Origin of the sequence: Pseudomonas pisciculturae (assembly GCF_015461805.1) — a bacterium.
Taxonomy (GTDB): Bacteria; Pseudomonadota; Gammaproteobacteria; order Pseudomonadales; family Pseudomonadaceae; genus Aquipseudomonas; species Aquipseudomonas pisciculturae.
This window is the reverse complement of sequence record NZ_JACVZE010000004.1, coordinates 181,638-207,781: the sequence shown is the minus strand read 5'-3', so window position 1 is coordinate 207,781 and position 26,144 is coordinate 181,638. Positions and strand designations below refer to the sequence as shown.

General features: G+C 60.4%; 28 protein-coding genes. 15 read left to right on the top strand and 13 right to left on the bottom strand.

What is annotated here, in order from left to right; all coding sequences use genetic code 11:
* The first annotated feature begins 3 nt into the window (after nucleotides 1–3).
* From ICY20_RS12905 to ICY20_RS12895, 3 genes are read left to right on the top strand one after another with little or no spacing between them, the layout of a single operon-like run.
* The gene (locus tag ICY20_RS12905; protein WP_124529506.1) at nucleotides 4–1,296 is read left to right on the top strand and encodes a CitMHS family transporter; all 1,293 of its coding nucleotides are present in this window, start codon (nucleotides 4–6) and stop codon (nucleotides 1,294–1,296) included.
* 1 nt (nucleotide 1,297) lies between these two features.
* The gene (locus ICY20_RS12900; protein WP_194937667.1) at nucleotides 1,298–2,623 is read left to right on the top strand and encodes an acyclic terpene utilization AtuA family protein; all 1,326 of its coding nucleotides are present in this window, start codon (nucleotides 1,298–1,300) and stop codon (nucleotides 2,621–2,623) included.
* Entirely contained in the window at nucleotides 2,620–2,940 is a 321-nt protein-coding gene (locus ICY20_RS12895) for an AtuA-related protein (RefSeq protein ID WP_159963277.1), read from the top strand. The genes ICY20_RS12900 and ICY20_RS12895 overlap by 4 nt, the downstream gene beginning before the upstream one ends.
* Nucleotides 2,941–3,063: 123 nt before the next feature.
* On the opposite strand, the gene ICY20_RS12890 is transcribed toward ICY20_RS12895, so the two are convergent.
* From ICY20_RS12890 to ICY20_RS12870, 5 genes are all read right to left on the bottom strand, one after another.
* Nucleotides 3,064–3,435, bottom strand: coding sequence for a glutathione S-transferase N-terminal domain-containing protein (locus tag ICY20_RS12890; protein WP_159963276.1), 372 nt, complete (start codon nucleotides 3,433–3,435; stop codon nucleotides 3,064–3,066).
* A gap of 102 nt (nucleotides 3,436–3,537) precedes the next feature.
* Nucleotides 3,538–4,083 (bottom strand): GTP cyclohydrolase I FolE, encoded by a 546-nt coding sequence (gene folE, locus ICY20_RS12885; protein ID WP_003442011.1) that lies wholly within the window; start codon nucleotides 4,081–4,083, stop codon nucleotides 3,538–3,540.
* 78 nt (nucleotides 4,084–4,161) lie between these two features.
* Nucleotides 4,162–4,719, bottom strand: coding sequence for a Smr/MutS family protein (locus ICY20_RS12880; protein WP_032888029.1), 558 nt, complete (start codon nucleotides 4,717–4,719; stop codon nucleotides 4,162–4,164).
* 75 nt (nucleotides 4,720–4,794) lie between these two features.
* The gene (locus tag ICY20_RS12875; RefSeq protein WP_159963275.1) at nucleotides 4,795–5,115 is read right to left on the bottom strand and encodes a hypothetical protein; all 321 of its coding nucleotides are present in this window, start codon (nucleotides 5,113–5,115) and stop codon (nucleotides 4,795–4,797) included.
* Between the two features lie 142 nt (nucleotides 5,116–5,257).
* Nucleotides 5,258–5,848 (bottom strand): cysteine hydrolase family protein, encoded by a 591-nt coding sequence (locus ICY20_RS12870; protein WP_159963274.1) that lies wholly within the window; start codon nucleotides 5,846–5,848, stop codon nucleotides 5,258–5,260.
* Nucleotides 5,849–6,087: 239 nt separating this feature from the next.
* On the opposite strand from ICY20_RS12870, the gene prmB reads away from it, so the two are divergent.
* Nucleotides 6,088–6,996 carry a 50S ribosomal protein L3 N(5)-glutamine methyltransferase gene (gene prmB / locus ICY20_RS12865; RefSeq protein ID WP_159963273.1) on the top strand — a complete coding sequence of 303 codons (909 nt, stop codon included), beginning with the start codon at nucleotides 6,088–6,090 and terminating at the stop codon, nucleotides 6,994–6,996.
* A 139-nt stretch (nucleotides 6,997–7,135) separates the two neighbouring features.
* Here the strand turns inward: prmB and ICY20_RS12860 are convergent, their stop codons facing one another.
* A complete protein-coding gene (locus tag ICY20_RS12860; RefSeq protein WP_159963272.1) occupies nucleotides 7,136–7,942 on the bottom strand; it encodes a hypothetical protein in 807 nt (268 codons plus the stop codon).
* A 99-nt stretch (nucleotides 7,943–8,041) separates the two neighbouring features.
* On the bottom strand, nucleotides 8,042–9,004 hold the full coding sequence (locus ICY20_RS12855) for an alpha/beta hydrolase (RefSeq protein WP_194937666.1): 963 nt from the start codon (nucleotides 9,002–9,004) through the stop codon (nucleotides 8,042–8,044).
* A gap of 142 nt (nucleotides 9,005–9,146) precedes the next feature.
* Here ICY20_RS12855 and aroC point away from each other — a divergent pair, with 142 nt between their 5' ends.
* The 4 genes from aroC to ICY20_RS12835 all read left to right on the top strand — a co-directional run bounded on the left by aroC (nucleotide 9,147) and on the right by ICY20_RS12835 (nucleotide 12,498).
* Nucleotides 9,147–10,238: a chorismate synthase gene (gene aroC / locus ICY20_RS12850; RefSeq protein WP_105523207.1), complete on the top strand. Its 1,092-nt coding sequence runs from the start codon at nucleotides 9,147–9,149 to the stop codon at nucleotides 10,236–10,238.
* A gap of 88 nt (nucleotides 10,239–10,326) precedes the next feature.
* Nucleotides 10,327–11,490, top strand: a complete 1,164-nt coding sequence (locus ICY20_RS12845; RefSeq protein WP_194937665.1) for an MFS transporter — start codon at nucleotides 10,327–10,329, stop codon at nucleotides 11,488–11,490.
* Nucleotides 11,487–12,017 (top strand): 1,2-dihydroxy-3-keto-5-methylthiopentene dioxygenase, encoded by a 531-nt coding sequence (locus ICY20_RS12840; protein WP_194937664.1) that lies wholly within the window; start codon nucleotides 11,487–11,489, stop codon nucleotides 12,015–12,017. The genes ICY20_RS12845 and ICY20_RS12840 overlap by 4 nt, the downstream gene beginning before the upstream one ends.
* 211 nt (nucleotides 12,018–12,228) lie before the next feature.
* Nucleotides 12,229–12,498, top strand: a complete 270-nt coding sequence (locus ICY20_RS12835; RefSeq protein WP_159963268.1) for a response regulator transcription factor — start codon at nucleotides 12,229–12,231, stop codon at nucleotides 12,496–12,498.
* 54 nt (nucleotides 12,499–12,552) lie between these two features.
* Here ICY20_RS12835 and ICY20_RS12830 read toward each other — a convergent pair whose 3' ends face one another.
* On the bottom strand, nucleotides 12,553–12,831 hold the full coding sequence (locus ICY20_RS12830; RefSeq protein WP_159963267.1) for a DUF3509 domain-containing protein: 279 nt from the start codon (nucleotides 12,829–12,831) through the stop codon (nucleotides 12,553–12,555).
* Nucleotides 12,832–13,185: 354 nt separating this feature from the next.
* Between ICY20_RS12830 and ICY20_RS12825 the strand changes: the two genes are divergently transcribed.
* The 5 genes from ICY20_RS12825 (at nucleotide 13,186) to ICY20_RS12805 (ending at nucleotide 18,947) form a co-directional block, all read left to right on the top strand.
* The gene (locus ICY20_RS12825) at nucleotides 13,186–15,012 is read left to right on the top strand and encodes a long-chain-acyl-CoA synthetase (protein ID WP_194937663.1); all 1,827 of its coding nucleotides are present in this window, start codon (nucleotides 13,186–13,188) and stop codon (nucleotides 15,010–15,012) included.
* Between the two features lie 157 nt (nucleotides 15,013–15,169).
* Nucleotides 15,170–15,685, top strand: coding sequence for an ankyrin repeat domain-containing protein (locus ICY20_RS12820; protein ID WP_194937662.1), 516 nt, complete (start codon nucleotides 15,170–15,172; stop codon nucleotides 15,683–15,685).
* Nucleotides 15,686–15,726: 41 nt separating this feature from the next.
* The gene (locus tag ICY20_RS12815; protein WP_159963264.1) at nucleotides 15,727–16,257 is read left to right on the top strand and encodes a hypothetical protein; all 531 of its coding nucleotides are present in this window, start codon (nucleotides 15,727–15,729) and stop codon (nucleotides 16,255–16,257) included.
* Nucleotides 16,258–16,325: 68 nt separating this feature from the next.
* A complete protein-coding gene (locus tag ICY20_RS12810) occupies nucleotides 16,326–16,517 on the top strand; it encodes a PLDc N-terminal domain-containing protein (RefSeq protein WP_003172956.1) in 192 nt (63 codons plus the stop codon).
* 342 nt (nucleotides 16,518–16,859) lie between these two features.
* Complete coding sequence (locus tag ICY20_RS12805) at nucleotides 16,860–18,947, top strand: LTA synthase family protein (RefSeq protein ID WP_194937661.1); 2,088 nt, start codon at nucleotides 16,860–16,862, stop codon at nucleotides 18,945–18,947.
* Nucleotides 18,948–19,000: 53 nt separating this feature from the next.
* Here the strand turns inward: ICY20_RS12805 and ICY20_RS12800 are convergent, their stop codons facing one another.
* Nucleotides 19,001–19,153 (bottom strand): DUF3309 family protein, encoded by a 153-nt coding sequence (locus ICY20_RS12800; RefSeq protein WP_015885095.1) that lies wholly within the window; start codon nucleotides 19,151–19,153, stop codon nucleotides 19,001–19,003.
* A 319-nt stretch (nucleotides 19,154–19,472) separates the two neighbouring features.
* On the opposite strand from ICY20_RS12800, the gene ICY20_RS12795 reads away from it, so the two are divergent.
* Together ICY20_RS12795 and csrA are read left to right on the top strand one after the other, a co-directional pair.
* Nucleotides 19,473–20,288 carry an SDR family oxidoreductase gene (locus tag ICY20_RS12795; RefSeq protein WP_194937660.1) on the top strand — a complete coding sequence of 272 codons (816 nt, stop codon included), beginning with the start codon at nucleotides 19,473–19,475 and terminating at the stop codon, nucleotides 20,286–20,288.
* Between the two features lie 250 nt (nucleotides 20,289–20,538).
* The gene (gene csrA / locus ICY20_RS12790) at nucleotides 20,539–20,742 is read left to right on the top strand and encodes a carbon storage regulator CsrA (RefSeq protein ID WP_194937659.1); all 204 of its coding nucleotides are present in this window, start codon (nucleotides 20,539–20,541) and stop codon (nucleotides 20,740–20,742) included.
* Between the two features lie 4 nt (nucleotides 20,743–20,746).
* Here csrA and ICY20_RS12785 read toward each other — a convergent pair whose 3' ends face one another.
* The 4 genes from ICY20_RS12785 to ICY20_RS12770 form a co-directional block, all read right to left on the bottom strand.
* On the bottom strand, nucleotides 20,747–20,974 hold the full coding sequence (locus ICY20_RS12785; RefSeq protein ID WP_003192759.1) for a YheU family protein: 228 nt from the start codon (nucleotides 20,972–20,974) through the stop codon (nucleotides 20,747–20,749).
* 79 nt (nucleotides 20,975–21,053) lie between these two features.
* Complete coding sequence (locus tag ICY20_RS12780) at nucleotides 21,054–22,238, bottom strand: osmoprotectant NAGGN system M42 family peptidase (RefSeq protein WP_135289648.1); 1,185 nt, start codon at nucleotides 22,236–22,238, stop codon at nucleotides 21,054–21,056.
* A gap of 156 nt (nucleotides 22,239–22,394) precedes the next feature.
* On the bottom strand, nucleotides 22,395–24,128 hold the full coding sequence (gene ngg / locus ICY20_RS12775) for an N-acetylglutaminylglutamine synthetase (protein WP_159962376.1): 1,734 nt from the start codon (nucleotides 24,126–24,128) through the stop codon (nucleotides 22,395–22,397).
* Nucleotides 24,129–24,131: 3 nt separating this feature from the next.
* Nucleotides 24,132–25,904, bottom strand: a complete 1,773-nt coding sequence (locus tag ICY20_RS12770) for an N-acetylglutaminylglutamine amidotransferase (RefSeq protein WP_159962375.1) — start codon at nucleotides 25,902–25,904, stop codon at nucleotides 24,132–24,134.
* Nucleotides 25,905–26,144: the final 240 nt, after the last annotated feature.

Sequence of the window (26,144 nt, the reverse complement as noted above, 5' to 3'; positions counted from 1 at the left end):
CCCATGCTCGCTACCCTGGGTGTTATCACCATCCTGTGCCTGCTCGCTGCCGTCATGAGCAAACGCCTCTCGCCACTGGTGGCCCTGATCGCTTTGCCGATCATCGCTGCGCTGCTCGGCGGGTTTGGCCTGCAAACCAGTGCCTTCATCATCACCGGCATCAAGAACGTCGCCCCCGTGGTGGGCATGTTTGTGTTTGCGATCCTGTTTTTCGGGATCATGACCGACGCCGGCATGCTCGACCCCATCATTGATCGCATCCTGCGCACGGTAGGGACACGTCCTACGCGCATTGTCGTGGGTACCGCGACCCTCGCGCTGCTGGTGCACCTGGACGGCTCCGGTGCGGTGACCTTTCTGGTGACGGTGCCGGCGATGCTGCCGCTTTACACCCGGCTGGGCATCGATAAACGCATTCTTGCCTGCGTCTGTGCGATGGCGGCAGGGGTCAACTTCCTCCCCTGGACGGGCCCGGTACTGCGCTCCTCGGCCGCCTTGCATGTGCCGGTGGCAGATTTGTTCCAACCGCTGATCCCGGTGCAGATTGTCGGCCTGATCTTCGTATTTGCCTGCGCCTGGTGGCTCGGCCGTCGCGAAGAAAAACGCCTGGGCCTGGGCGCCGGTTCTACCGTAGATGCCATGCCGCAGCGAGTACTCAGTGATGACGACATCAAGCTGCGCCGCCCGCGGCTGTTCTGGGTCAACCTGATCCTGACCGTGCTGGTGATGGTGGTGATGATCGCCGGTTGGGTCGACCCGGTGGTGATGTTTATGCTCGGCACCGTGGTGGCGCTGTGCATCAACTACCCGAATGTGGACGCCCAGCGCGCCCGCATCGACGCCCATGCAAAAACCGCCCTGACCATGGCCAGCATCCTGCTCGCCGCTGGCGTGTTCACCGGGATCATGCAAGGCACCGGCATGCTCAAGGCGATTGCCGAAGTGGCGGTGGCGCAGATCCCGGCTGGCCACGGCAAGCTGATTCCGGCGGTGGTGGGCTTTATTTCCATGCCGCTGAGCATGCTGTTCGATCCCGATTCCTATTATTTCGGCGTGATGCCGGTGATCGCCGAAGTCGGCAAGGCCTTGGGCGTCGACCCATTGCAAGTGGCCCAGGCCTCGTTGCTGGGCGTGCACACCACCGGCTTCCCGGTCAGCCCGCTGACCCCCGCGACCTTCCTGTTGGTGGGCCTGTGCAAGATCGAGTTGGCCGATCACCAGCGCTTCACCATTCCGTTTCTGTTTGCCGCGTCGGTGTTGATGACCCTGACCGCGTTGCTCCTGGGAGTGATTTAAGATGAAAACCTTGCGCATTGGTTCTGGCGCCGGCTATTCCGGCGACCGTATCGAGCCCGCCGTCGAGTTGGCCGAGCAAGGCGACCTGGATTACCTGGTGTTTGAGTGCCTGGCGGAACGCACCATCGCCCTGGCGCAACAAGCGCGTATCAGCGACCCACAAGGCGGTTATGACCCGCTGCTGAGCGAGCGCATGCGCCGCGTGTTGCCCTTTGTTGGGGTGAAGGCCGGGCGTCGCCGTTTGCGTGTGATCACCAACATGGGCGCGGCCAACCCGGTGTCGGCGGCCAACGAAGTGCGGCGTATTGCCAGTGAGTTGGGCCTGGCGCTCAAGGTGGTCGCCGTGGTCGGCGACGATGTGTTGGCAGTGCTGCAGGCCGAATCAGTGCTGGATAACGGCCAGACCGTCGGCTCCTTGGGGCAGCGGCTGATTTCCGCAAATGCCTATATGGGCGTCGACGGAATTCTTGAGGCCCTGCGCGCCGACGCCGATGTGGTGATCACCGGGCGCGTGGCCGACCCGTCGCTGTTCCTGGCGCCACAGATGTTTGAGTTCGGCTGGGCCGCTGACGATTGGCAACGATTGGGGCGCGGTACGTTGGTGGGGCATTTGCTCGAATGTGCGGGGCAAGTCAGCGGCGGCTATTTTGCCGACCCAGGCTTTAAGGATGTGGAGGGCTTGGCACGCCTGGGCTTCCCGCTGGCCGAGATTGATGCGCAGGGTGACGCAGTGATCACCAAAGTTGCGGGGTCCGGTGGGCGGGTCAGCCGCGCCACGTGTACCGAGCAACTGATCTACGAGGTCCACGACCCGGCGGCGTACCTCACGCCGGACGTCACCGCGGATTTCTCCCACGTGGGTTTTGTCGAGGAGGGCGTTGATCGTGTGCGGGCACAGGGGGCGGGCGGCCGCTCGCGTCCGGAACAGCTGAAGGTCAGCGTCGGCTATTTGGACGGTTGGATCGGCGAAGGGCAGATGTCTTACGGCGGCCCTGGCGCTGTCGCACGAGGGCAGTTGGCGCGGGATGTCGTCCTCAAGCGCTTGGAGTTGATGGGCGTGAAGATGCAGGACGTGCGCGCCGAGCTGATCGGCATCGACTCGCTGCACGGCCCACGCAGCAGCGTTGAGCCCTGGGAAGTGCGCCTGCGCGTGGCGGCCCGCTGTGAAGATCGCGCTGACGCGGTACGGGTCGGCAATGAAGTGGAAACTCTCTACACCAATGGCCCATCGGGCGGCGGTGGCGCGAGCAAAAGCGTGCGGCAGGTGGTGGCGGTGGCGTCGTTGCTGCTGCCGCGTGATGCGGTCAACCCGAGGATCGAAGCATGAAGCTGCACACACTGGCCCATTCCCGCACTGGGGATAAGGGCGATACGTCGAATATCTCGATCATTGCGTATCGGGCTGAGGATTATTCGTTGTTGTGCGAGCAACTGACCGCGGAGCGCGTGGCCGAGTACTTCGCCGGCTTGCTGGAGCCGGGGGCTGCACCGGTGCGGCGGTATGAGCTGCCGAATGTGCAGGCGCTGAACTTTGTATTACCGGGGATTCTGAGGGGCGGCGTCACACGTTCGTTGGCGCTGGATGCCCATGGTAAATGCCTGGGATCGGCGCTGCTCGATTTCGAACTGATAGCACTGGACTAAATGTGGGAGGGGGCTTGCCCCCGATGGCGGTGTATCAGTCAACTTATATGTGGCTGACACACTGCTATCGGGGGCAAGTCGAATCGTCGCACCGCCCCTCCCACATTGGTTTTGCGGTGTTTGTCAGATGCCGGCAAACCGTTTGTCCAGGTAATCAATGATCACCTTGGAGTCGTACATCCAGGTGGTTTGGCCGTTTTCTTCAATACGCAGGCACGGCACCTTGATCTTGCCTCCTTGCTCCAGCAAGGTCTGGCGGTCCTGCTCATTATTCTTCGCATCCTTCAACGCCACCGGCACATTCAAACGGTGCAAGGTGCGGCGGGTCTTCACACAGAACGGGCAGGCGTGGAATTGATACAGCGTCAAATCCTTGGCCGCTGCATTGACCTGTGCCTGTTGCTCGGCAGGGCGCTGTTTTTTGCGCGGGCGGGTAAGCAAGTCGCCCGCGATGATGACGTGGCCGAGACCCACTCGAAGTGCTTTGACGAACATGGTTGAAACCTCTTGCCCGATACAGAAGGGGCCGCAGCTTACCGCAATTTTGCAGGCGAAAAAAAACCGGCGATGAACGCCGGTTTTTTTCTACCCAGCCAGTTACTTGATCAGGCTGAGAAATTCGCTGCGGGTGGCCGCGTTTTCGCGGAACTCGCCCAGCATCACCGAGGTGATCATCGACGAATTCTGCTTCTCGACACCGCGCATCATCATGCACATGTGCTTGGCCTCGATCACCACGGCCACGCCCAGGGCGCCAGTCACTTGCATCACGGCATCGGCGATCTGGCGGCTGAGGTTTTCCTGGATCTGCAGGCGGCGGGCATACATGTCGACAATCCGCGCGACCTTCGACAGGCCCAGCACTTTGCCGCTCGGGATGTAGGCCACATGGGCCTTGCCGATAAACGGCAGCAGGTGGTGTTCGCACAAAGAGTACAACTCGATGTCCTTGACCAGCACCATTTCGCTGTTGTCAGAGCTGAACAAGGCGCCGTTGGTGACTTCTTCCAGTGTCTGTTCATAGCCGCGGCAGAGGTACTGCATCGCCTTGGCGGCACGTTTTGGCGTGTCGAGCAGGCCCTCGCGGGAAACGTCCTCGCCGAGTTGGCCGAGGATCGCGGTGTAATTCTGTTCCAGGGACATGAAACTACCTGTGGGATTTTTGCAAAGCGCAAGGTTACGGTGGCGGGCACATCGCTGCAAGCCTGACGATGGCACCGGTTATTCGTCACGCCCTTCCATCATCGTGCGCTTGAGCATCACATACACCGCACCCGCGCCGCCGTGGCGGGCCTGGCAGGAGGTGAAACCGAGTACTTGGGCATGCTGGCGCAGCCAAGTGTTGACGTGGCTTTTGATCATTGGGCGCTTGCCGTCCAGCCGCACGGCCTTGCCGTGGGTGACGCGCACGCAGCGAATTTCGAATTTGGTGGCCTCGGCGAGAAAGGCCCATAGGGTTTCGCGGGCTTTTTCCACGGTCATGCCGTGCAGGTCGAGGCTGCCTTCGAACGGGATCTGGCCGACCTTGAGCTTACGCATCTGGCTTTCTTGCACGCCGTCGCGGGCCCACATCAGCTCGTCTTCGGGGCCTACGTCAATGACGAACTGGTCCGACAGGCCATCCACGGTGGTGGCATCGGTGCGCACGGTCGCGGCCTGGCGCAGCTTGGCGATCTGCGCCCGGTCTGCCTTGGGTTTGCCGGTGTCGGCACGATCGTGCTTGATCGGCTTGACGCCGCGCAGCTCGTTTTTGAACAGGGAAAAATCGTCGTCTTGCATGTCAGCCTCCGCGAAGGGCGGGCAGTTTACCTAAATCGCGGCGGCCGGGGCGCAGGAAACGCTATCCAAGCGCCATCAGTCGTGCTTTTTCATCAGGTGGGAGGCGATGTTCAGTGACAACGGCTGACGCATTTTGCGACGGCTGCGGCGCCACAACCACACGCCCAACCACAGCACCAACAGCCCGATCACCAGCAGGATAGCCGAGCCACCAGGGCTGGCATTCAGTTCGCCCAAGGCGGGTGAATGACCAAACAGACCAGCGCCACCAGCGCCGGCCAACAGCAGTCCTACCATTGCCAACAGCGCGGCAAAGCACGCTATCAGGCGCAGACGCCAGTTGCTCGGGCCCTTGGGGCGCAAGCGACGAGCATCAAAACCATCGGATATCTTCATTCCGACCTTTCCTCCAGGGTATCGGCCCTTCGACCGGACAATACACAGGTTGTTCCGGGAGCAGAGGTAAATGCGCCAAATGAAAGGGCTTTGCGGATGAGCGGGGCAATAAACATTGCCGCACCGCTCATCAGAAGGTCGATCAGATCAGATCTTTGGTCAGCGCGAGGGTGGCGAAATTGTCAGCCATGATGGCCATTTCGGTCTGCTGCACATGCTCAGCACTCAGGATGCCACCTTTGTAAGGCAGGTCGCGGGTGGCGCAGGCGTCTTCCACCAGGGTGCAGCGAAAGCCCAGGTTCTTGGCGGCACGCACAGTGGTGCTGACGCTGGAGTGGCTCATGAAACCGGCAACGATCAGGTCCAGGGAGCCCAGGTCTTGCAAGTGTTTTTCCAGGCCGGTGCCGTGAAAGGCGCTGGGCAGCAGCTTGCCGATGATGGTTTCGTCACCCGCAGGTTCGAGGCCGGGAATGAATTCACCACGCTCGCCCTGCGGGTCGAACAGACCGCCGACGGTGCCCAGGTGGCGCACGTGCACGATCGGGCGCCCGGCATTACGGGCGGCGGCGACCAGTTGCTGGAGGTTGGCGACGGCTGCATCCATGCCCGAAAGGGCGAGTGGACCGCTGAGGTATTCCTTCTGGGCGTCGATGATCACGAGAGTCGCATGGCTGAGGTTCGCTGCTGCGTAACCGCGACCGCTGAGTTGAAACATCGTCTTTGGAACGGACATTCTGGGGCTCCTGTGAGGGGGGCTTTTGCGACATTGTCCACTGGCTGAGCGGTTCTGTGAATCGCTACCATCGTAAGGTACGCCGTTGTTGACGTGCAGCCATGTCAATAGGTGGGCTTGTTGAGGGCAATGATGGCAAATTGGATGAAATCCGACAGGTGGCGAAGGGTTTTCGTACATCGTCGGTACAGGCGAAGGCTGTTAGAATCGCCAGTCGTTTTTTCCAGGAGTCTGCCCCCGTGATCACTTCCCGCCTGCGCACCTTGCGCGACCACATCCGTTGGGCTGTCAGCCGTTTCCATGGGGAAGACCTGTTTTTTGGCCATGGCACCGACAATGCCTGGGACGAAGCCCGCCAACTGGTACTCGGTGCCTTGCACCTGCCATGGGAAATCGCCGACAGCTACCTGGACTGTAACCTCGAAGAAGAGGAAATCTCCCACGTACAGCGCTTGCTGCATCGCCGTATTCACGAGCGTGTTCCTACCGCCTACTTGCTGAATGAGGCCTGGTTCTGCGGCATGTCGTTTATCGTCGACGAGCGCGTGTTGATCCCGCGTTCACCGATTGGCGAGCTGATCGAAAACCGCTTCGAACCCTGGCTGGCCCAACCGCCGGCGCGCATCCTCGACCTGTGCACCGGCTCCGGTTGCATCGGCATTGCCTGCGCCTACGAGTTCCCGGATGCCGAAGTGGTGTTGGGTGACCTGTCGTTTGAAGCGCTGGAAGTGGCCAATCAGAACATCGAGCGCCATGGCGTGGATGAGCGCGTCTACACCGTGCAGGGCGATGGCTTTGATGGCTTGCCGGGCCAGCGGTTTGACCTGATCGTGTCCAACCCACCGTACGTGGACGCTGAAGACTTTGCCGATATGCCGGACGAGTACCAGCACGAACCCGAGTTGGGCCTGGCCTGCGGAGATGATGGTTTGAACCTGGTGCGGCGCATGCTGGCTGAAGCGGCTGATCACCTGACCGAGAAGGGCTTGCTGATTGTCGAGGTGGGCAACAGTCAGGTGCACGTCGAGTCGTTGTACCCGGAAGTGGACTTTGCCTGGCTGGACTTCCAGCGCGGTGGGCATGGGGTGTTCATGTTGACGGCCGAGCAGTGCCGTCAGCATCAGGCGGTGTTTGCCGCCCGGGTCTAATCCGGCCTGACTGTAGGAACATGGTCAGTGTGGGAGGGGGCTTGCTCCCGATAGCGGTGTATCAGTCAATGCATTCGGTGACTGATGCGCCCTCATCGGGAGCAAGCCCCCTCCCACATTTAATTGCGTTTCAACCCCTTTAGCGGTGAGTGGCAATCCAGATCAACAACCCCGCCTGAAACACCGTAAACGCCACCAGACACGTAATGGTGAAGCGTAACCCGCTGTCTTCTCGCTTGAATTTGGTGACCTTTTCCTCTTCCTTGCGCAGCTTCACTTCATGCTCCGCCAGGTTCTGTTCGGCCTGTTGCAGCATCTGCGCGGCTTCCAGAATCTCGACGAACTGCACCTTCTCGGTGTTCCAGCTGTCCAGCACATCGCCCACTTTGCCCGGTTGCACGTTGCCCTTGAGGTGCTGCACGTCGGCGTAGGCCACATCAAAACCGTGGATGCGCAGGAAGTGATCGCGACGCAGGCGGGTGGCTTCGTTCAGGGCGTCTTTGTTGGACAGGTCGACGCCGTCGATGCGATAGCTTGCACCTTTCTTCTTCGCCCACGCGGCGCCTTGAGCCACCAGGAAGCGCCCCAGCCCACGGTTGGCCGGTTCGATTTCCACGCTGGTGCCCGGCCCGAAATGTGCGCGGTGGGTGTCGTGGTCGAGCCACACATCCAGGTGATTCTGCTCGCTGCGCACCCGCTGGCCGGGCAATTGGATAACCATGCGCAGCAGGCTGTGGTGTTTGTCGTTGCGCTCGGCATAACCGAACTGCACGAACCGCAACGGCCGCACACCGGTGGCGCGGTCAGTGGCCAGGGGCGCCAGGCGCAGCATCTTGAAGTGCTCGGCCTGTACATCCGCCCACGGCAGAGGCGCCGCATCGACGTCCGCGGTTTTCTCAGCCGGGGTTTCGGCGGTGGGTTCCGGTGTTGCTTCAGTGGTTGTCATGCGGCGCGATCCTGTCCTAGCCCAGCAAGCCGACAGTCTTTTTGCTGTCGACACCTGGCTTATCGGCCGATTTTCGCAGGACTGGAGGCAAATTGTCGCTTAACGGGGTTGAAGTCCGTCGATAAAGCGCACCACGCGGCTGCCCAGTTCGGCGGCCAGTGGCAACTGCGGGTCATTGTAGGACGCCAATTGCTGCTTCACGTCCCTGGGTACGATGCGCATCACGTGGTTCATGCCCTCAACCAGCACAAGCTGGGCGTCCGGTTTGGCCTGTTGCAGTTGCCTGGCATCATCGACGCCCACTTGAATATCGTTAGTGCCCTGGACGATCAGCGCGGGCATGTTCAGCTTGGCGAAGGCTGCCGACGGGTCGGCACGAAACAGGCTGATCAGATAAGGCTGCACACTCGGTCGGAAAATACCTTGCAGCGGGCCCGGCACATCGGCATCCACCTGGCCGGCCTTGAGGTGATCGAGAATCTGGTTACTGCGCAGCAGCAGGGCAGGGGGCAGGTGATCGGCCAGTTGCTGGCGGATCACCTGGTCTACCGGGCGGGCGCTGCCGGACAGGGAAATTACACCAGCAGGTTCCAATTGCGGCGCGGCGAGGGCGGCCACCAACGCGCCTTCGCTGTGGCCCAGCACAACCAGTGGGCCAAGGCGCTTGTCGGCCTTGAGCAACTTGCCCCAGGCCACGGCGTCGGACACATAGGCGTCCAGGGTCAGGTTACGCTCGTCGGGGGTGGCGGCCAGGCTGGCAGCTACGCCGCGCTTGTCGTAGCGCACACTGGCGATGTTGTGCCGGGCCAGCACCCAGGCCAGGCGCTTGAGGCTGTCATTGCGTGCACCGTCGGCGCTGTTGCCGTTGCGGTCGGTGGGGCCGGAGCCGGCAATGATCAGCACCACCGGCACCGGTTTGTCGGATTGGGGCAGCAGCAGGGAGCCAAACAATTCGCCGCTGCCGGTGTCGAGGCTGATGGGGCGCTGCAATACGACGGGGGCGGCGGCGTGGGCCACTGCGGTAAACAGGGTAAGTGTTAGTAGCAAAACTCGAAGCATCATCACGCCATCATCTGGAAGGTGTCGGTTCGACCAATGTCTACCGGGAAGGTTTCGAGGATGAACTAGTCGGTTGGCCCGCGTATACTGGCGCGCTTGGTTATCACCCCTGAGTGATTACAACTGATTTCACGGAGCGCCCTGCATGTCCGGCAATACCTTCGGCAAGCTGTTCACTGTTACCACCGCGGGCGAAAGCCATGGCCCGGCGTTGGTCGCCATTGTCGACGGCTGCCCGCCCGGCCTTGAGCTGTCCCTGGAAGACCTGCAGCGTGACCTCGACCGCCGCAAGCCCGGTACCAGCCGTCACACCACCCAGCGCCAGGAGCCCGACGAAGTCGAGATCCTCTCCGGCGTGTTTGAAGGCCGCACCACCGGGTGCGCCATCGGCCTGCTGATCCGCAACACCGACCAGAAGTCCAAGGACTACTCGGCGATCAAGGACCTGTTCCGCCCGGCCCACGCCGACTACACCTACCACCACAAATACGGCGAACGCGATTACCGTGGCGGTGGCCGCAGCTCGGCCCGCGAAACGGCCATGCGTGTGGCCGCCGGTGCTATTGCCAAGAAATACCTGGCCACCCAGGGCATCGTGATCCGTGGCTACATGAGCCAACTGGGCCCCATCGAGATCCCGTTCAAGACGTGGGACAGCGTCGAAGACAACGCTTTCTTCAGCCCTGACCCAGACAAAGTGCCTGAACTGGAAGCCTACATGGACCAGTTGCGCCGCGACCAGGACTCCGTCGGCGCCAAGATCACTGTCGTGGCCGAAGGCGTCAAGCCGGGCCTGGGCGAGCCGATCTTCGACCGCCTCGACGCCGAACTGGCCCACGCGCTGATGAGTATCAACGCGGTGAAGGGCGTTGAGATCGGCGCCGGTTTCGCCTGCGTCTCCCAGCGCGGCACCGAGCACCGTGACGAGCTGACCCCTGAAGGTTTTCTCAGCAACAACGCCGGCGGCATCCTCGGTGGTATCTCCTCTGGCCAGCCGATCGTTGCGCACCTGGCGCTCAAGGCCACGTCGAGCATCACCACGCCGGGCCGTTCGATCGATGTGCACGGCAACCCGGTGGACGTGATCACCAAAGGCCGTCACGACCCGTGCGTCGGCATCCGCGCCACGCCGATTGCCGAGGCGATGATGGCCATCGTGCTGATGGACCACCTGCTGCGCAACCGTGGCCAGAACGCCGACGTACACGTAACCACCCCGGTACTGGGCCAACTGTGACCGCTTGTTGCAATGAGCAAGCCTGCTGTGGCGAGGGAGCTTGTCGAGTCGTCGCACCGTCCCGCTGGGCTGCGAAGCAGCCCCTTGCATGAACCCCGGTCTCCCTTACTGGCGCCTCTCCAGCTTCTACCTTTTCTACTTCGCCCTCCTGGGCGCCACCGCGCCGTTCCTGGCGCTGTACTTCGACCACCTCGGCTTCTCCAGCGCCCGCATCGGTGAACTGGTGGCCATCCCCATGCTGATGCGCTGCGTAGCCCCCAACCTCTGGGGCTGGCTGGGGGACTACACCGGTCGCCGCCTGGCTATCGTACGGTTTGGCGCGGTATGCACCCTGATCAGTTTTTCGCTGATTTTCGTCAGCAAGACCTACGCCTGGCTAGCGCTGGTGATGGCCTTGCACGCGTTCTTCTGGCACGCCGTGCTGCCGCAATTTGAAGTGATCACCCTCGCACATCTGCACAAACAGACCTCCCGCTACAGCCAGATCCGCCTGTGGGGCTCCATCGGCTTCATCCTCACCGTGGTGATCATGGGTCGCCTGTTCGACTGGTTAAGCCTGGATATTTACCCGGTAGTCGTCGTGGTGATCATGGCCGGCATCATCGGCGCGAGCCTCTGGGTACCGAATGCGCAACCGGTCACCCTTGGCAATCGCTTGGCCGGCGGGGGCTTTCTCAAGCAATTGCGCAGCCCCGGCGTGTTGGCGTTTTATACCTGCGTGGCGTTGATGCAAATGAGCCATGGCCCGTACTACACCTTCCTGACCCTGCACCTCGAACACTTGGGCTATAGCCGCGGTGTGATCGGCCTGCTGTGGGCTTTGGGGGTGGTGGCTGAAGTGCTGATGTTCCTGGCCATGAGCCGCATCCTCACGCGCTTTTCGGTTCGCAGAGTGCTGCTGGCCAGTTTCCTGTTGGCGGCACTGCGCTGGCTGTTGCTGGGCGCGTTCGCCGAGTTTTTCTGGATACTGTTACTGGCGCAGGTGATGCACGCGGCCACGTTCGGTAGTTTTCATGCGGCAGCGATTGCCTTTGTGCAGCGCAGTTTTGGCGATAAACAACAAGGCCAGGGCCAGGCGCTTTACGCTGCCCTGGCAGGTACCGGCGGCGCGTTGGGCGCGCTGTATTCGGGTTACAGCTGGAACCTGTTGGGGCCGACCCTCACGTTCAGCATCGCCAGCGTCGCGGCCTTGGCCGCTGCCGTTATCATCGGCCTTCGATTGCAAGAGCAGAACAGAGGAACCCTTCAATGAGCTATGTCGCCGTCTACTCCGTCGCTTCACCGGATACCCCGAACAAGGTCTTGACCCATTTCGACGATATTGCTGCGACCCTGGCAGATCACGGTGTGCGCTTTGAGCGCTGGACCAGTAGCCCGGTCGAGAGGGGCGCCAGCGATGCACACCTGATCGCGGCCTATCAGGCGCAGATCGATGCGCTGGGCTATCCATCGGTGAGTGTGCTCAGCGTTACCGGCGACCACCCGCAACACGCCGAACTGCGCGCCCAGTTCCTCGATGAGCGTCGTTACAGTGAAGACGAAGTCAGGTTTTTCATCGCCGGCCGGGGCCTTTACAGCCTGCATATCGGTAACTACGTGTATGCCGTGCACTGTGAGAAAAACGACCTGCTGGTGATCCCGGCGGGTATTGCGCACTGGTTCGATATGGGTGAAAACCCGTACCTGGTGACACTGCGCCTTTCTCATTCGGTAAAAGGCGATGTGCCTGAGTTCACCGGCAGCGATATTGCCCGGCTGTTTCCTGGCCTGGACGATTAATCGCGGCGTTTTATAAACTTCAACCCCCGCATGTTTGAAGTTGTTGTGGGAAGAGCCTTAAAGGCTTGTAGGGTGTGGCTGTTTATCGCCGCACCTACGCTCCAAGGCGATGCATTATGTAACTCTCCTCGGCCTCAATGTTTATATCACCTGTCTATAGGAAAAATCCCAAAGGTGATTGGGCATACGCCAGTAGAAAGGAGAGTCGCTAATGAGAGGCCCAAAGGAATCGTTTCTTCAACCCTATTGCGTACCGAATGCTGTCAGGCGCCGCCTGAGCTTGGCGGGAAAGGCCCTGACCCCTTCCGAGCTGGAAATCCTACGCTGGGCCGCAGAGGGCAAGACGGTCTGGGAGATGAGCCAGATACGCGCCACTTCCGAAGCCACGGTGAAGTTTCACTTGCGCAATATCTACAGCAAGTTGCAAGTCTGCAACCGTGTGCAGGCGATGAACGAAGCCACGCGACTGGGGTTGTATTGAACCGCAAACAAAAAAGGCCCGCTGACTAAGCGGGCCTTTTTTGTTTGCGCGTATTCACGCCGAATGATAGGTCGGCAGGGCAAAGCGGTTCTGGCTTTGCAGCATCGAAATCTGCGGCAAGTCGCTGGCTTGTTCGGCCAAGTCACGGCGGATGGCGCTGATCACCCAGGTCAGTTGGTCGGCAGTGTGCAGTTGCTGGTACGAGATCGAACGCTTCACTTGTTTGCCTTCGCTGTCGCGCAGGGTCAACAGGATGCCGCCATCTGGACGTGGCTGCGTGGTGACGTCGTATTGGGAGAATACTGAAGCGAATTTATCTTGGATCAGGCTCATGTCTATCAGCTCCGTTGGCTCAAGTTGGCAAGCATGGAGTGATAGGTGCAGTGATTGTGCCAGCTAAAGGTTTTTAATAATTTCGTTATAAATCATGGGCTTAAAAAAATACTCGATTTTTGATTTCGTGCAATTTGCATGAATGGCCATCATGCATCCTGCATTTTGCGCTACTCAATCTGCAGGTTTGGCCCGCCGATACTGTTAGTGACTGCCCTCAGGCGGCTTAATTCCTTTTTTCAGCGGTCGCCCATCGGGATACAAAACATTTCAAATCCCGCGTGTACAGCGCAAGAAGGGCTGACGTATTTTCCTGCAAGGCATACCCAAGAATAAGAAAAAGGATGTTTCGCCATGAGCCACCCGCAAAACGACATGATCACTTGGAGCATGATGCTGCGTAAGGTGCCCGCCATTGTCCGCGCTCTGCCACGGGTGGTACGCGGCATGCGCGCCGCCAACGTCACTGACCCTGCGCAGCCTTGTGGCCTGGGCTGGCATTTCGAGCAGGCGACCCTGCGCAATCCCGATGGCAACGCCTTATTGTTCGGCGATCGTGCGCTCAGCTATCGCGAAGCCAACCAACAGGCCAACCGCATCGCCCACCATCTGCAAGCTCAGGGCATCGTCAAGGGCGACGTGGTGGCGTTGTTTATCGAGAACCGCCCGGAGCTTCTGCTGAACGTATTGGCCGTGGCCAAGCTGGGTGGTATCTGCGCCATGCTCAATACCGCGCAGACCCAGGCGGCGCTGGTACATAGCCTTAAGCTGGTGAACCCAGTGGCGATTGTGGTGGGTGCCGAACTGGTCGCGGCCTATGACGTGGTGCGTGATCAAGTGGCCATTCCCGAGCCACGCACCTGGTTCGTGGCTGATCAGCAAGCCAGTGAGGTACCGCAAGGTTATGCCGACTTGTTGGCCGCCAGCGCCGAATGCCCGGTGGGCAACCCGGCCAGCACCGCGCAAATCTTCTTTAATGACCCCTGCTTCTATATCTACACCTCGGGCACCACCGGCTTGCCCAAGGCGGGCATCATGAAACACGGCCGCTGGACCAAGACCGCCGTGAGCTTTGGCAGCATCGCCCTGGACATGGGGCCGGATGATGTCCTGTATTGCACCTTGCCGCTTTACCACGCCACCGGCCTGTGTGTGTGCTGGGGCTCGGCGATTGTCGGCGCGTCGGGGTTCGCGATTCGCCGCAAGTTCAGCGCCAGTCAGTTCTGGGACGACGCACGCAAATTCAAGGCAACCACCCTGGGTTACGTGGGTGAGCTGTGCCGCTACCTGCTCGACCAGCCACCGGGGGCCAACGACCGCGACAACCAGGTGGTCAAGATGGTCGGCAACGGCCTGCGTCCTGGCGTGTGGGCGCAGTTCAAGGCGCGCTATGGCGTCGAGCATATCTGTGAGTTGTATGCCGCCAGCGACGGCAATATCGGTTTTACCAACGTACTCAATTTCGACAACACCATCGGTTTTTGCCTTCAGCATTGGGCGCTGGTGGACTACGCCCACGATAATGGCGAGCCCCTGCGCGGCAGCGATGGCTTTATGTGCAAAGTGGAGACCGGCGGGCAGGGCCTGCTGCTGGCCAGGATCGATGAAAAATCACCGTTCGACGGCTACACCGACCCCGAAAAGAATCGCAAGGTGATCCTCACCGACGTGTTCGAGAAGGGCGACCGCTACTTCAATACCGGCGATTTGGTGCGCAGCATCGGTTTTGGTCATGCGCAATTTGTTGATCGCTTGGGGGATACCTATCGCTGGAAAGGCGAAAACGTCTCCACCACCGAGGTGGAAAACGTGCTGCTGCAACACCCGCAAATTGCCGAAGTGGTGGCCTATGGCGTGGAAATCGAGAACACCAACGGCCGCGCCGGCATGGTCGCCATCACCCCGAGCGAATCCTTGGCGGCGCTGGACATGCGCGAGCTGCTGCAATTCGCCCACGGCCAGTTACCGCACTATGCCGTGCCGTTGTTCTTGCGCATCAAGATGAAGATGGAAACCACGGGCACCTTCAAATACCAGAAGGTCAAGCTCAAGGAAGAGGCGTTCGACCCGGACAAGGCTGGCAATGACCCAGTGTATGCCTGGCTGCCGGGGTCTGATTGCTATGTGCCGGTGACGGGTCAACTGTTGGCGCAGATTCAAAAAGGGCACTTTCGTTATTAAGGGCGGCGTTATTAAGGGCGGCGTTATTAACGCCAGCGTTATCAACCGCAGCGTTATTGATTCTGCCTATGACTGCTTTTGACAAAAAAGCCATGACAGGTGGGAACTCCGTCGCGACACTGGGCGCCATATTAAGTACCCAGACAAGGAGACCCACATGTCAGACCAAGCCAAACAAATGACCGACGACGAAGCCGCTGAGTTTGCCGAGCAGGTGTTCGACGTGGCCCGTCGCGGTGACGCCGCGATGCTGGCGGCGCTGCTGGCCAAGGGCTTGCCAGCCAATTTTCGCAACCACAATGGCGACACCTTGCTGATGTTGGCGGCCTACCACGGCCACGCCGAGGCGGTAAAAGTGTTGCTCGAATTCAAGGCTGACCCGCTGATCGCCAATGACAAAAACCAATTGCCGATTGCCGGCGCGGCGTTCAAGGGCACCCCCGACGTGGTCAAGGCCCTGATCGAAGGCGGCGCGCCGGTGGATGCAGCGTCGTCCGATGGCCGTACGGCGTTGATGCTGGCGGCCATGTTCAATCGCGTGGAAATGGTGGAATACCTGCTGGGCCAGGGTGCCAACCCCAAGGCCACCGATGCCCAAGGCGCGACCGCTCTGGCAGCTGCGCTGACCATGGGCGCGGTGGATACGGCGGCGCGCTTGCAGAAACTGGTGTAGGCTTTGCGCCCTTTAAAACCCCCCCGCCACAGGATCGCCCCATGAAAACCGCCCTCGTCGAACTCATCAGTAAAATCAGCGCCGGCGTCATGGGCGAGGACGAGGTGGCGCGCATCGCCGAGGAAGCCGCTCAGGCCTACGCGGACCCGGTGGCGTTTCTGGCGGCGAATGCGGATATCAACTACGACGACACCTTCCCGATCCCGCTGGGTGAATGGGTAGTGGTCGGCAGTCTGCCTGACACTGTGCTGTTTCAGGCCGACAGCTATGGCGACCTGTTTGCGCAGATCGTCGCCTCATTCGGCCCTGGCGTGGCGTTCAACCTCAAGCCCAAGCAACTGGCCAAGACCGAAGACCTGACCGCGCTGAACCGCATCCAGATCCAAATGAGCGCCCTTAGCCCGGAAGACGGCGGCTATGTACTGCTCGACTTCAGCCAGCCGCTGGACGACGAGATCCAGGCTGTGCTGGTCTACGGCAATGACCTGCCGCGAGTGTTGGAGTTGTGCGCCGAAGTCGGCATCAAGGGCGAACCATCGTTGGAAGCCTTAAGAATCGCCCTACACGTCTGAAATAAAACGGAACCCCCGTCAGGGCTGACTATCCTACAAGTGCATGCCCCCACTTTAGGAGCGACACCATGGGTTCCACTTTTAATGGTCTGATCGGGCTGATCATCCTGGCGCTGGATATCTGGGCGATCATCAACGTGTTCAAAAGCGGCGCGAGTACGGGCGCCAAGGTGCTGTGGATCTTGCTGATCCTGCTGCTGCCGGTGTTGGGCCTGATTATCTGGGCGATTGCCGGGCCGCGGGGCAATGTGCGGATTTGAGCGAGCACAGTAAATGTGGGAGGGGGCTTGCTCCCGATAGCGGTCGGTCAGTTACAGATGCATTGACTGAACCACCGCTATCGGGAGCAAGCCCCCTCCCACATGGGTTCTCCATACACCTATAAGATTTGTGTTTCGAAATATTCGCTGCACAGAATTTTCACATCCCTTCCAAGACAATTCCAAGGCTTTATTCCCCTCCCAAGGCTCTATCTCAAGTGCCACTAACGGCGGGGCAGGCGCGCGCGTTCAGTAATTAATAGCCTTGCTGGCATTGATCGGGCACCATTCGCGCCACTGCATTATTTCGAAACTTAAACTTCCAATGGGTCCTGAAACGACATGGCAAACCCGGACGCCCTGAACCAGCAGCGAGCTTCTAATCGCCTGCTGCAACCGACTGTCAAATCTCATCTGGCCTACACGCTGCTCTGCGCGCTGGTCATGATGGTGATGTTCTCCCTGCTGCGCCTGGCGCTGCTGGTCTACAACCGCGAAATGATCCTCGACACCCCGGCCTCGACCTTCCTTGAAGCGTTCGCCAACGGCCTGCGCCTGGATATTCGCCTGGTGGTGTACCTGCTTATCCCGTTGCTGCTGGCACTATTCAGCGTACGGGCCATGGCTGCGCGCGGGTTCTTTCGTTTCTGGCTGACCCTTGCCTCCAGCATTGCCCTGTTCCTGGGCTTGATGGAGATGGACTTCTACCGCGAGTTCCACCAGCGCCTCAACGGCCTGGTGTTCCAGTACGTGAAAGAAGACCCGAAAACCGTGATGAGCATGCTCTGGTACGGTTTCCCGGTGGTGCGCTACCTGCTGGCCTGGGCCGTGGGCACCCTGATTTTAAGCATCGCGTTCAAAGGCGCCGACCGTGCGACTCGCCCACGTGGGCCGTTCAGCGGCGGCAGCATCGGCACTCGCCAAGTGGCGCCGTGGTACAGCCGCATCGCGGTGTTTGTAGTTTGCCTGCTGATCGCCGTGGTCGCCGCCCGTGGCACGCTGCGTCAGGGCCCGCCACTGCGTTGGGGTGACGTTTACACCACCGATTCGAACTTCGCCAACCAGCTGGGCCTCAACGGCACGCTGTCGTTGATCGGTGCTGCCAAGGCGCGTTTCTCCGAGCATCGCGACAACGTATGGAAAGCTACCCTGGACCAGCCCCTGGCGACCCAGACCGTGCGGGACATGTTGCTGCTGCCGTCAGAAAAACTCGTCGATAGCGACATTGCCGCCGTGCGCCGCGAGTTCACGCCACCGGCCGAAAAGACCCTGCCGATCAAGAACGTGGTCGTGATCCTGATGGAGAGCTTCGCCGGTCACTCGGTGGGCGCCCTGGGCCGCCCTGGCAACATCACGCCGTACTTCGACAAACTGTCCAAGGAAGGCCTGTTGTTCGACCGTTTCTTCTCCAACGGCACCCACACCCACCAGGGTATGTTTGCCACCATGGCGTGCTTCCCGAACCTGCCGGCGTTTGAATACTTGATGCAGACCCCGGAAGGCAGCCACAAGCTGTCGGGCCTGCCGCAGTTGCTCAGCGCGCGGGATTTCGACGACGTGTATGTCTACAACGGCGACTTCGCCTGGGACAACCAGTCGGGCTTCTTCAGCAACCAGGGCATGACCAACTTCATCGGCCGCAATGACTTCGTCGACCCGGTGTTCTCCGACCCGACGTGGGGCGTGTCCGACCAGGACATGTTCAACCGTGGCCTGCAAGAACTGAAGGCGCGTGAAGGTGGCAAGCCGTTCTACGCCCTGTTGCAAACCCTGTCCAACCACACCCCGTACGCGTTGCCGACGCCATTGCCGGTGGATAAAGTCACCGACCGTGGCAGCCTCAACGAGCATTTGACGGCCATGCGTTACTCCGACTGGGCCCTGGGCCAGTTCTTTGAGAAGGCCCGCAAGGAGCCGTACTTCAAGGAAACCCTGTTTGTGATCGTGGGCGACCACGGCTTTGGCAACGAACAGCAGATCACCGAGATGGACCTGGGTCGCTTCAACGTACCGATGTTGATGATTGCACCGGGCATGCAGGAAAAATTCGGCGAGCGTGACCACACCGTGGGTACGCAGATCGACATCGTGCCGACCATCATGGGCCGTCTCGGTGGTGAAACCCTGCACCAGTGCTGGGGCCGTGACCTGCTGAACCTGCCCGAAGGCGACAAAGGCTTCGGCGTGATCAAGCCATCGGGCAGCGACCAGACCGTAGCGTTGGTCACCGCAGACCGTATCCTGGTGCTGCCAAAGGAAATGCCACCCAAACTGTGGCAGTACGAGCTGGGTGCCAACCCGACCGGCAAGGTGATCTCTGAATCGCCGGACGAACCCGCGTTGAAGCAGAAACTGGAGTCGTTCCTGCAGACCGCCACCAAGAGCTTGTTGGACAACACCGCCGGTGTGGTCAACGGCAAGCCGGACTAACTAACCGGCAATAAAAAAGAGGCCTCTAAGGCCTCTTTTTTTTTGCGCGACTTTTATATACGGCCGAGCAACAACAACACCAGCAGTACCACCAGAACTACACCGAGGATACCCGACGGGCCATAACCCCAGTTACGGGAATGCGGGAATACCGGCAGGCCACCGACCAGCAGGAGGATCAGGATGATGATCAGAATCAGGCTCATAGTTTTCTTTCCTTGTAGGCCTTCTGCAAAGACCGGTTATTAAACGATAGGCCTGCGGGTTAAATCACAGACGCCTTAACAACTCCGACCTTGGTACTTTGCAGAAAATTCCTTATTTTTTTTCAAGTCATTACCGAACTTACTTATTTCTTTTAATACGCTCAGTTAGTTGAAAAAGATTGAACTTAGGCTATGCGCGAGTATCCGACCTGGCCGCGAGTTTGCCCGAGGCATTCATCACTCTGATGGTGCGTGGGTGTAGGAAAAACCTTCGCTACACTGCCGATCACTTCTTTCGTGAACCACAAGGCTACTTCCTATGCAAAATCGCATGATGATCACTGGCGCCGGGTCCGGTCTGGGTCGTGAAATCGCTCTGCGCTGGGCCCGCGAGGGTTGGCAGTTGGCGTTGTCGGATGTCAGCGAAGCGGGCCTGTTGGAAACCCTCAAGTTGGTTCGCGAGGCCGGTGGCGATGGCTTTACCCAGCGCTGTGATGTGCGCGACTACAGCCAGCTCACTGCGTTTGCCCAGGCCTGTGAGGTGAAGCTGGGCGGCATCGACGTGATCGTCAACAATGCCGGCGTGGCCTCGGGCGGTTTTTTCGCCGAATTGTCCCTGGAAGATTGGGACTGGCAGATCGCAATCAACCTCATGGGCGTGGTCAAGGGCTGCAAGGCGTTCCTGCCGCTGCTGGAAAAGAGCAAGGGGCGCATCATCAACATCGCCTCCATGGCGGCGCTGATGCAGGGCCCGGCCATGAGTAACTACAACGTGGCCAAGGCTGGTGTGGTGGCGCTGTCAGAGAGTTTGCTGGTGGAGCTCAAGCAGCAGGAGGTCGGTGTGCACGTGGTGTGCCCGTCGTTCTTCCAGACCAACCTGCTGGACTCGTTCCGTGGCCCGACGCCGGCGATGAAAGCCCAAGTGGGCAAGTTGCTGGAAAGCTCGCCGATCACGGCGGCAGACATCGCCGACTACATCTACCAGCGCGTGGCCGAGGGGGAATTCATGATCCTGCCCCACGAGCAGGGGCGGATGGCGTGGGCGTTGAAGCAGAAAAACCCGCAGTTGCTCTATGACGAGATGACCAGCATGGCCGACAAGATGCGGGCCAAGGCCCAGGCTGCGAAGGCCTGAATACAGTCTCAGGCGGTACACCAAACAAATGTGGGAGTGGGCTTGCTCGCGAATGCGGATTGTCAGTTGATACATTCATCACTGATACACCGCATTCGCGAGCAAGCCCGCTCCCACATTTGGTTATGTGATCTGTCAGTAAAGTTACCTGTCGGCGTGGGTTTTACCTGAATTCATCGCAAGGCATTGATAGCTCCCACCCCCAACGCGCATGGTCGAAGTCCTTTCACTGTTAAAAAGGACAACCGCCATGCTGGTCTTAAGCCGCGCCGTAGGCGAAGCCATTTCCATCGGCGATGACATCGCCGTGCACATCCTAGAGTTGAACGGTAACCAGGTGAAGTTCGGCGTTGAAGCGCCAGCCGGGGTGCATGTGCACCGTGCCGAGGTTCACCAGAAGATCCTTGATCGTCAGGGCGCCGTCACCCATCCGGTGCAGGTACCCAACCTCTAACGCGTCAGTCGAACAGATGCTTGGGCACATCGTGCTTGAGCATCAACTGACACTGCTCGCTTTCGGGGTCGAACACGATCAGGGCCTGGCCTTTGGTGAGTGCCTGGCGCACGCGCAGTACGCGGGTTTCCAGCGGCGTATCGTCGCCGTTGTCGGTGCCGTCGCGGGTGACGAAGTCTTCGATGAGGCGGGTCAGGGTGTCGACTTCAAGTGCGTCGTAGGGAATCAGCATACAAGCCTCTGAGGTTAAGTCCCGGCGATGCTACTGCGCCGGGACTCTTGTTACCAGCAGTTACCAGTAGTTGCCAGCGTCAGCTTTTTTGGCCGACCAGACTGTCCACCGATGGCACCCGTGTATCGCTCTCCATCTGCGTCTCATGCTCCAGCTGATGACTGAACCGATCCAGTGAACCCTGGGCCGGTTGCGCATCGCTGGCGAATACCGGCGGGCTGAGAATATAAGCACCCAGCAAGCGACTCAGCGCCGCAAGGCTGTCGATATGGGTGCGCTCGTAACCGTGGGTCGCATCGCACCCAAACGCCAGCAGCGCCGTACGGATATCGTGCCCGGCGGTCACCGCCGAGTGTGCATCGCTGAAGTAATAACGGAATAGGTCGCGCCGCACGGGCAGGTCATTGTCTGAGGCCAGGCGCAGCAGGTGCCGTGAGAGGTGGTAGTCATACGGCCCGCCGGAATCCTGCATCGCCACGCTCACGGCATGCTCGCTCGAATGCTGGCCGGGAGCGACCGGGGCAATGTCGATGCCGACAAATTCGCTGACGTCCCAGGGCAGGGCAGCTGCGGCACCGCTGCCGGTTTCTTCGGTAATGGTGAACAGCGGGTGGCAGTCGATCAGCAAGGGCTCGCCGCTGTCGACGATGGCCTTGAGCGCGGCCAGCAGGGCGGCCACACCGGCCTTGTCGTCCAGGTGTCGGGCGCTGATATGCCCGCTCTCGGTGAACTCGGGCAGTGGGTCGAAGGCCACGTAGTCGCCGACACTGATGCCCAACGAGTCGCAATCGGCTCGGGTGGCGCAGTAGGCGTCGAGGCGCAATTCAACGTGGTCCCAACTCACCGGCATTTCGTCCACGGCGGTGTTGAACGCATGCCCGGAGGCCATCAACGGCAGCACACTGCCGCGAATGACACCGTTATCGGTAAACAGGCTGACGCGGCTGCCTTCGGCAAAGCGGCTGGACCAGCAACCTACGGGCGCCAGCGTGAGGCGGCCGTTGTCCTTGATCGCGCGTACAGCGGCGCCGATGGTGTCCAAATGCGCGGATACCGCACGGTCGGGGCTGTTTTTCTGGCCCTTGAGGGTGGCGCGGATAGTGCCGCGTCGAGTCATTTCAAACGGAATGCCCAGTTCTTCCAGGCGCTCGGCGACGTAGCGCACGATGGTGTCGGTGAACCCGGTGGGGCTGGGAATGGCGAGCATTTCCAGCAGCACTTTTTGCAGGTAGTTGAGGTCCGGTTCGGGGATGGTTTGGCTCATAAAGACTCCTGTTGAAGTGACAGGCTTGAGAGAAAGGTTGCTCTGGCTGCCGCTTTCGCGAGCAAGCCCGCTCCCACATTTGGACCGCATTCCCATGTGGGAGCGGGCTTGCTCGCGAAGGCGTCAGACCAGGCAACCCAGTTTTCAAGCGATCAGCTAACTGTGAGGAAACAACAAATCCACAAACCGCTCAGCCGTCGGCTGGGGTTCATGATTGGCCAGGCCGGCCCGTTCGTTGGCTTCGATAAACACGTACTCGGGTTGGTCGGCGGCGGGCACCATCAGGTCCAGGCCCACCATGGGGATGTCCAGGGCGCGGGCGGCGCGCACGGCAGCGTCTACCAGCGTGGGGTGCAGGGTCGCAGTGACGTCTTCCAGGCAACCCCCGGTGTGCAGGTTGGCAGTGCGACGCACCGCCAGGGTTTTGCCGCGGGGCAGGATGCTGTCGTAGTCGTAGCCGGCGGCCTGTAAGGTGCGTTCGGTTTCTGCATCGACAGGGATTTTACTCTCGCCATCCGTCGCCGCCTGACGGCGCCGACTTTGGGCTTCGATCAGCGCGCCGATGGAATGATGACCATCACCCGTCACTTCTGCCGGGCGACGAATCGCAGCGGCGACCACGTCGAAACCGATTACCAGGATGCGCAGGTCGAGGCCTTCGTGGAAGCTTTCCAGCAACACGCGGCTGTCGAACTGGCGCGCCGCTTCAATCGCCTGCTGCACCTCTTCGATCGTCTGCAAATCCACCGCCACGCCCTGGCCTTGCTCACCGTCCAGGGGCTTGACGACGATGCGCTGATGCTCGTCGAGAAATTCGAGGTTGTCATCGGCGCTGCCCGCCAATTGCTGCGAGGGCAGCTTCAAACCGGCGGCCTTGAGCACCTTGTGCGTCAGGCTTTTGTCCTGGCACAGGGTCATGCTGATCGCACTGGTCAAATCACTCAGGGATTCACGGCAACGCACGCGGCGCCCGCCATGGCTCAGGGTAAACAGCCCCGCGTCGGCGTCGTCCACCTGCACGTCGATGCCGCGTCGATGCGCTTCTTCGACGATGATTCGCGCATAGGGGTTGAACCCCGCTTGCGGCCCTGGGCCAAGAAACAGCGGTTGGTTGATCCCATTCTTGCGCTTGATCGCAAAGGTGGTCAGCGCCCGAAAGCCGAGCTTGGCGTAGAGGTTCTTGGCCTGGCGGTTGTCGTGCAACACCGACAGGTCCAGGTAGCTCAGGCCACGGCTCATAAAGTGCTCCACCAAGTGGCGCACCAGCACTTCCCCGACGCCGGGGCGCGTGCATTGCGGGTCCACCGCCAGGCACCACAGGCTGCAACCGTTTTCTGGGTCGTGAAAAGCTTTTTGGTGATTGAGGCCCATCACGCTGCCGATCACCGCGCCGCTGTCTTCATCTTCAGCCAGCCAATACACCGGGCCGCCTTGATGGCGTGGCGTGAGGCGTTCGGCGTCGACGGGCAACATGCCGCGGCCCTGGTAGAGCTGATTGACCGCCAGCCAATCCGCCTCGGTTTGCACCCGGCGAATGCGAAAACCGCGAAACACCCGAGTCGCCGGGCGATAGTCGGTGAACCAAAGGCGCAGGGTGTCGGAGGGGTCGAGGAACAACTGCTGCGGGTCGATCCCCAAAATCTGTTGGGGGGCCGCCACGTACAGAGCGATATCCCGCTCGCCGGCCTGCTCATTGAGCAACTCCTGGGCGAGGCTGGCAGGGTCTGGGAAGGTATGGCCGATCAACAACCGGCCCCAACCGCAATGCACGGCAATTGGTTCGGCGCCCAGCGGGCTGCCATCTTCAGCCAGACGGGCTTGCAGGCGCTCGTACGTCGGCGCCTGGCCCTTGATCAAACGTTGGCTGTATGCCGCCGCAAGAGGTTTCATCGATCAGATTCCTTGTTCGCTGAGCCACAGGTTCAGCGCCGCCAACTGCCACAGCTTGGAGCCGCGCAATGGGGTCAGTTGGCCTTGCGGGTCGGTGAGCAGGCGATCAAGCATGGCGGGGTTGAACAGGCCGCGATCCTGGCTTGGGTCCATCAGCAGTTCGCGCACCCAGTTCAAGGTATCGCCCTGCAAATGCTTGAGGCCGGGGACCGGGAAGTAGCCTTTTTTGCGGTCGATGACTTCGCTTGGGATCACGCGGCGCGCGGCTTCTTTCAGCACTTGCTTGCCGCCATCGGGCAATTTGAATTTGCCTGGCACACGGGCCGACAGCTCGACCAAGCGGTAATCCAAAAACGGTGTACGCGCTTCCAAACCCCAGGCCATGGTCATGTTGTCGACGCGCTTGACCGGGTCGTCCACCAGCATCACGGTGCTGTCCAGACGCAAGGCTTTATCCACCGCAGCGTCAGCGCCCGGCATCGCAAAATGCTCGCGTACAAAGTCACCCGCGGCGTCATTGGCAGTCAGCCATTTTGGCGCGACGGTGGCGGCATAGTCGTCGTAGCTGCGGTCGAAGAACGCCTCGCGGTAGGCAGCATATGGATCGCTGGCGCCATCCACCTGCGGGTACCAGTGGTAACCGGCAAACAGTTCATCCGCACCCTGGCCGCTTTGCACCACCTTGCAATGCTTGGCCACTTCCCGCGACAGCAGGTAGAAGGCGATGCAGTCATGACTGACCATCGGCTCGCTCATGGCGCGGAACGCCGCGGGCAGTTGCTCGATGATCTCGCTTTCGGCGATGCGTAGTTGGTGGTGACGTGTGCCGTAGTGCTTGGCAATCAGGTCGGAGTACTGGAACTCGTTGCCAGCCTCGCCGCCCGCGTCTTCAAAACCGATGGAGAAGGTCGACAGGTCTTGCACACCGACTTCCCGCAGCAGGCCAACGAGCATGCTCGAATCCACACCGCCGGAGAGCAGTACGCCGACATCCACGGCGGCACGTTGGCGGATCGCCACGGCTTCGCGGGTGCTGTCGAGCACGCGGTCGGTCCAGTCTTCGAGGGTGAGGTGTTTTTCATCCTCGTGCGGGCCGTAGGGCAGGGTCCACCAGGTTTTTTGCTCGGTCTTGCCACTGGCGTCGATGCGCAACCAACTGGCCGGTGGCAGTTTCTCGATGCCTGCCAACAACGTGCGCGGCGCAGGTACCACGGCATGGAAGTTCAAGTAATGGTTGAGCGCTACCGGATCGAGGATCGGGTTGATATCGCCGCCCTTGAGCAGGGCCGGCAACGCCGAGGCAAAGCGCAAACGCTGGCCGGTGCGCGACAGGTACAGCGGCTTCACACCCAGGCGGTCACGGGCAATAAACAGGCGCTGGGCATCGCGCTCCCAGATGGCGAAGGCAAACATGCCATTGAGCTTGGGCAGCAGTGCTTCGCCCCAGGCGTGATAGCCCTTGAGCAACACCTCGGTGTCGCCACCCGAATAGAAGGCGTAGCCCAGGGCTTCCAGCTCTTCTCGGAGTTCCGGGAAATTGTAGATCGCACCGTTGAAGGCCAGCGACAGGCCCAAATGGGCGTCGACCATCGGTTGGGCCGAGCCGTCCGACAGGTCCATGATTTTCAGGCGTCGGTGGCCCAGCGCTACTGGCCCTTGAGCATGAAAGCCCCAGGCGTCGGGGCCACGGGGGGCCAGGTGATGGGTGATGCGCTCAATCGCTGCCAGGTCGGCAGGTTGGGCATCGAAACGTAATTCTCCAGCTAATCCGCACATAAATTCCTTACCGGTTTTTCCGTTGGGGAGGGTAAACACTCAATACGCCCATAGGGCGCGTACCCAGAAACTGACACGCGCCTATGGTGGGAGTTTTAGAACAATCGGTTATAAGGCAAAGAGCCTTTACCGCGAGAATGCAAGCCCGTGTGTGGCGTGACGTTGGCCGCAAGGGCAGTAAATAGCGCTGGTAAACATGCGAACAATGCGTGGTTTGGACGGTTGAATACCCCAGAATTT

Bases quoted from the DNA above. Each gene is read 5' to 3' on its own strand.
- ICY20_RS12870 (WP_159963274.1), bottom strand. From the start codon at position 5,848: ATGTCCGTTCCAAAGACGATGTTTCAACTCAGCGGTCGCGGTTACGCA.
- ICY20_RS12840 (WP_194937664.1), top strand. From the start codon at position 11,487: ATGAGCTATGTCGCCGTCTACTCCGTCGCTTCACCGGATACCCCGAAC.
- ICY20_RS12795 (WP_194937660.1), top strand. From the start codon at position 19,473: ATGCAAAATCGCATGATGATCACTGGCGCCGGGTCCGGTCTGGGTCGT.
- ngg (WP_159962376.1), bottom strand. From the start codon at position 24,128: ATGAAACCTCTTGCGGCGGCATACAGCCAACGTTTGATCAAGGGCCAG.
- ICY20_RS12895 (WP_159963277.1), top strand. From the start codon at position 2,620: ATGAAGCTGCACACACTGGCCCATTCCCGCACTGGGGATAAGGGCGAT.
- ICY20_RS12845 (WP_194937665.1), top strand. From the start codon at position 10,327: ATGAACCCCGGTCTCCCTTACTGGCGCCTCTCCAGCTTCTACCTTTTC.
- ICY20_RS12890 (WP_159963276.1), bottom strand. From the start codon at position 3,435: ATGTTCGTCAAAGCACTTCGAGTGGGTCTCGGCCACGTCATCATCGCG.
- ICY20_RS12880 (WP_032888029.1), bottom strand. From the start codon at position 4,719: ATGCAAGACGACGATTTTTCCCTGTTCAAAAACGAGCTGCGCGGCGTC.
- csrA (WP_194937659.1), top strand. From the start codon at position 20,539: ATGCTGGTCTTAAGCCGCGCCGTAGGCGAAGCCATTTCCATCGGCGAT.
- aroC (WP_105523207.1), top strand. From the start codon at position 9,147: ATGTCCGGCAATACCTTCGGCAAGCTGTTCACTGTTACCACCGCGGGC.
- ICY20_RS12905 (WP_124529506.1), top strand. From the start codon at position 4: ATGCTCGCTACCCTGGGTGTTATCACCATCCTGTGCCTGCTCGCTGCC.
- ICY20_RS12860 (WP_159963272.1), bottom strand. From the start codon at position 7,942: ATGACAACCACTGAAGCAACACCGGAACCCACCGCCGAAACCCCGGCT.
- ICY20_RS12855 (WP_194937666.1), bottom strand. From the start codon at position 9,004: ATGATGCTTCGAGTTTTGCTACTAACACTTACCCTGTTTACCGCAGTG.
- ICY20_RS12810 (WP_003172956.1), top strand. From the start codon at position 16,326: ATGGGTTCCACTTTTAATGGTCTGATCGGGCTGATCATCCTGGCGCTG.
- ICY20_RS12800 (WP_015885095.1), bottom strand. From the start codon at position 19,153: ATGAGCCTGATTCTGATCATCATCCTGATCCTCCTGCTGGTCGGTGGC.
- ICY20_RS12770 (WP_159962375.1), bottom strand. From the start codon at position 25,904: ATGTGCGGATTAGCTGGAGAATTACGTTTCGATGCCCAACCTGCCGAC.
- ICY20_RS12780 (WP_135289648.1), bottom strand. From the start codon at position 22,238: ATGAGCCAAACCATCCCCGAACCGGACCTCAACTACCTGCAAAAAGTG.
- folE (WP_003442011.1), bottom strand. From the start codon at position 4,083: ATGTCCCTGGAACAGAATTACACCGCGATCCTCGGCCAACTCGGCGAG.
- ICY20_RS12835 (WP_159963268.1), top strand. From the start codon at position 12,229: ATGAGAGGCCCAAAGGAATCGTTTCTTCAACCCTATTGCGTACCGAAT.
- ICY20_RS12900 (WP_194937667.1), top strand. From the start codon at position 1,298: ATGAAAACCTTGCGCATTGGTTCTGGCGCCGGCTATTCCGGCGACCGT.
- ICY20_RS12830 (WP_159963267.1), bottom strand. From the start codon at position 12,831: ATGAGCCTGATCCAAGATAAATTCGCTTCAGTATTCTCCCAATACGAC.
- ICY20_RS12815 (WP_159963264.1), top strand. From the start codon at position 15,727: ATGAAAACCGCCCTCGTCGAACTCATCAGTAAAATCAGCGCCGGCGTC.
- ICY20_RS12875 (WP_159963275.1), bottom strand. From the start codon at position 5,115: ATGAAGATATCCGATGGTTTTGATGCTCGTCGCTTGCGCCCCAAGGGC.
- ICY20_RS12805 (WP_194937661.1), top strand. From the start codon at position 16,860: ATGGCAAACCCGGACGCCCTGAACCAGCAGCGAGCTTCTAATCGCCTG.
- ICY20_RS12820 (WP_194937662.1), top strand. From the start codon at position 15,170: ATGTCAGACCAAGCCAAACAAATGACCGACGACGAAGCCGCTGAGTTT.
- ICY20_RS12785 (WP_003192759.1), bottom strand. From the start codon at position 20,974: ATGCTGATTCCCTACGACGCACTTGAAGTCGACACCCTGACCCGCCTC.
- ICY20_RS12825 (WP_194937663.1), top strand. From the start codon at position 13,186: ATGAGCCACCCGCAAAACGACATGATCACTTGGAGCATGATGCTGCGT.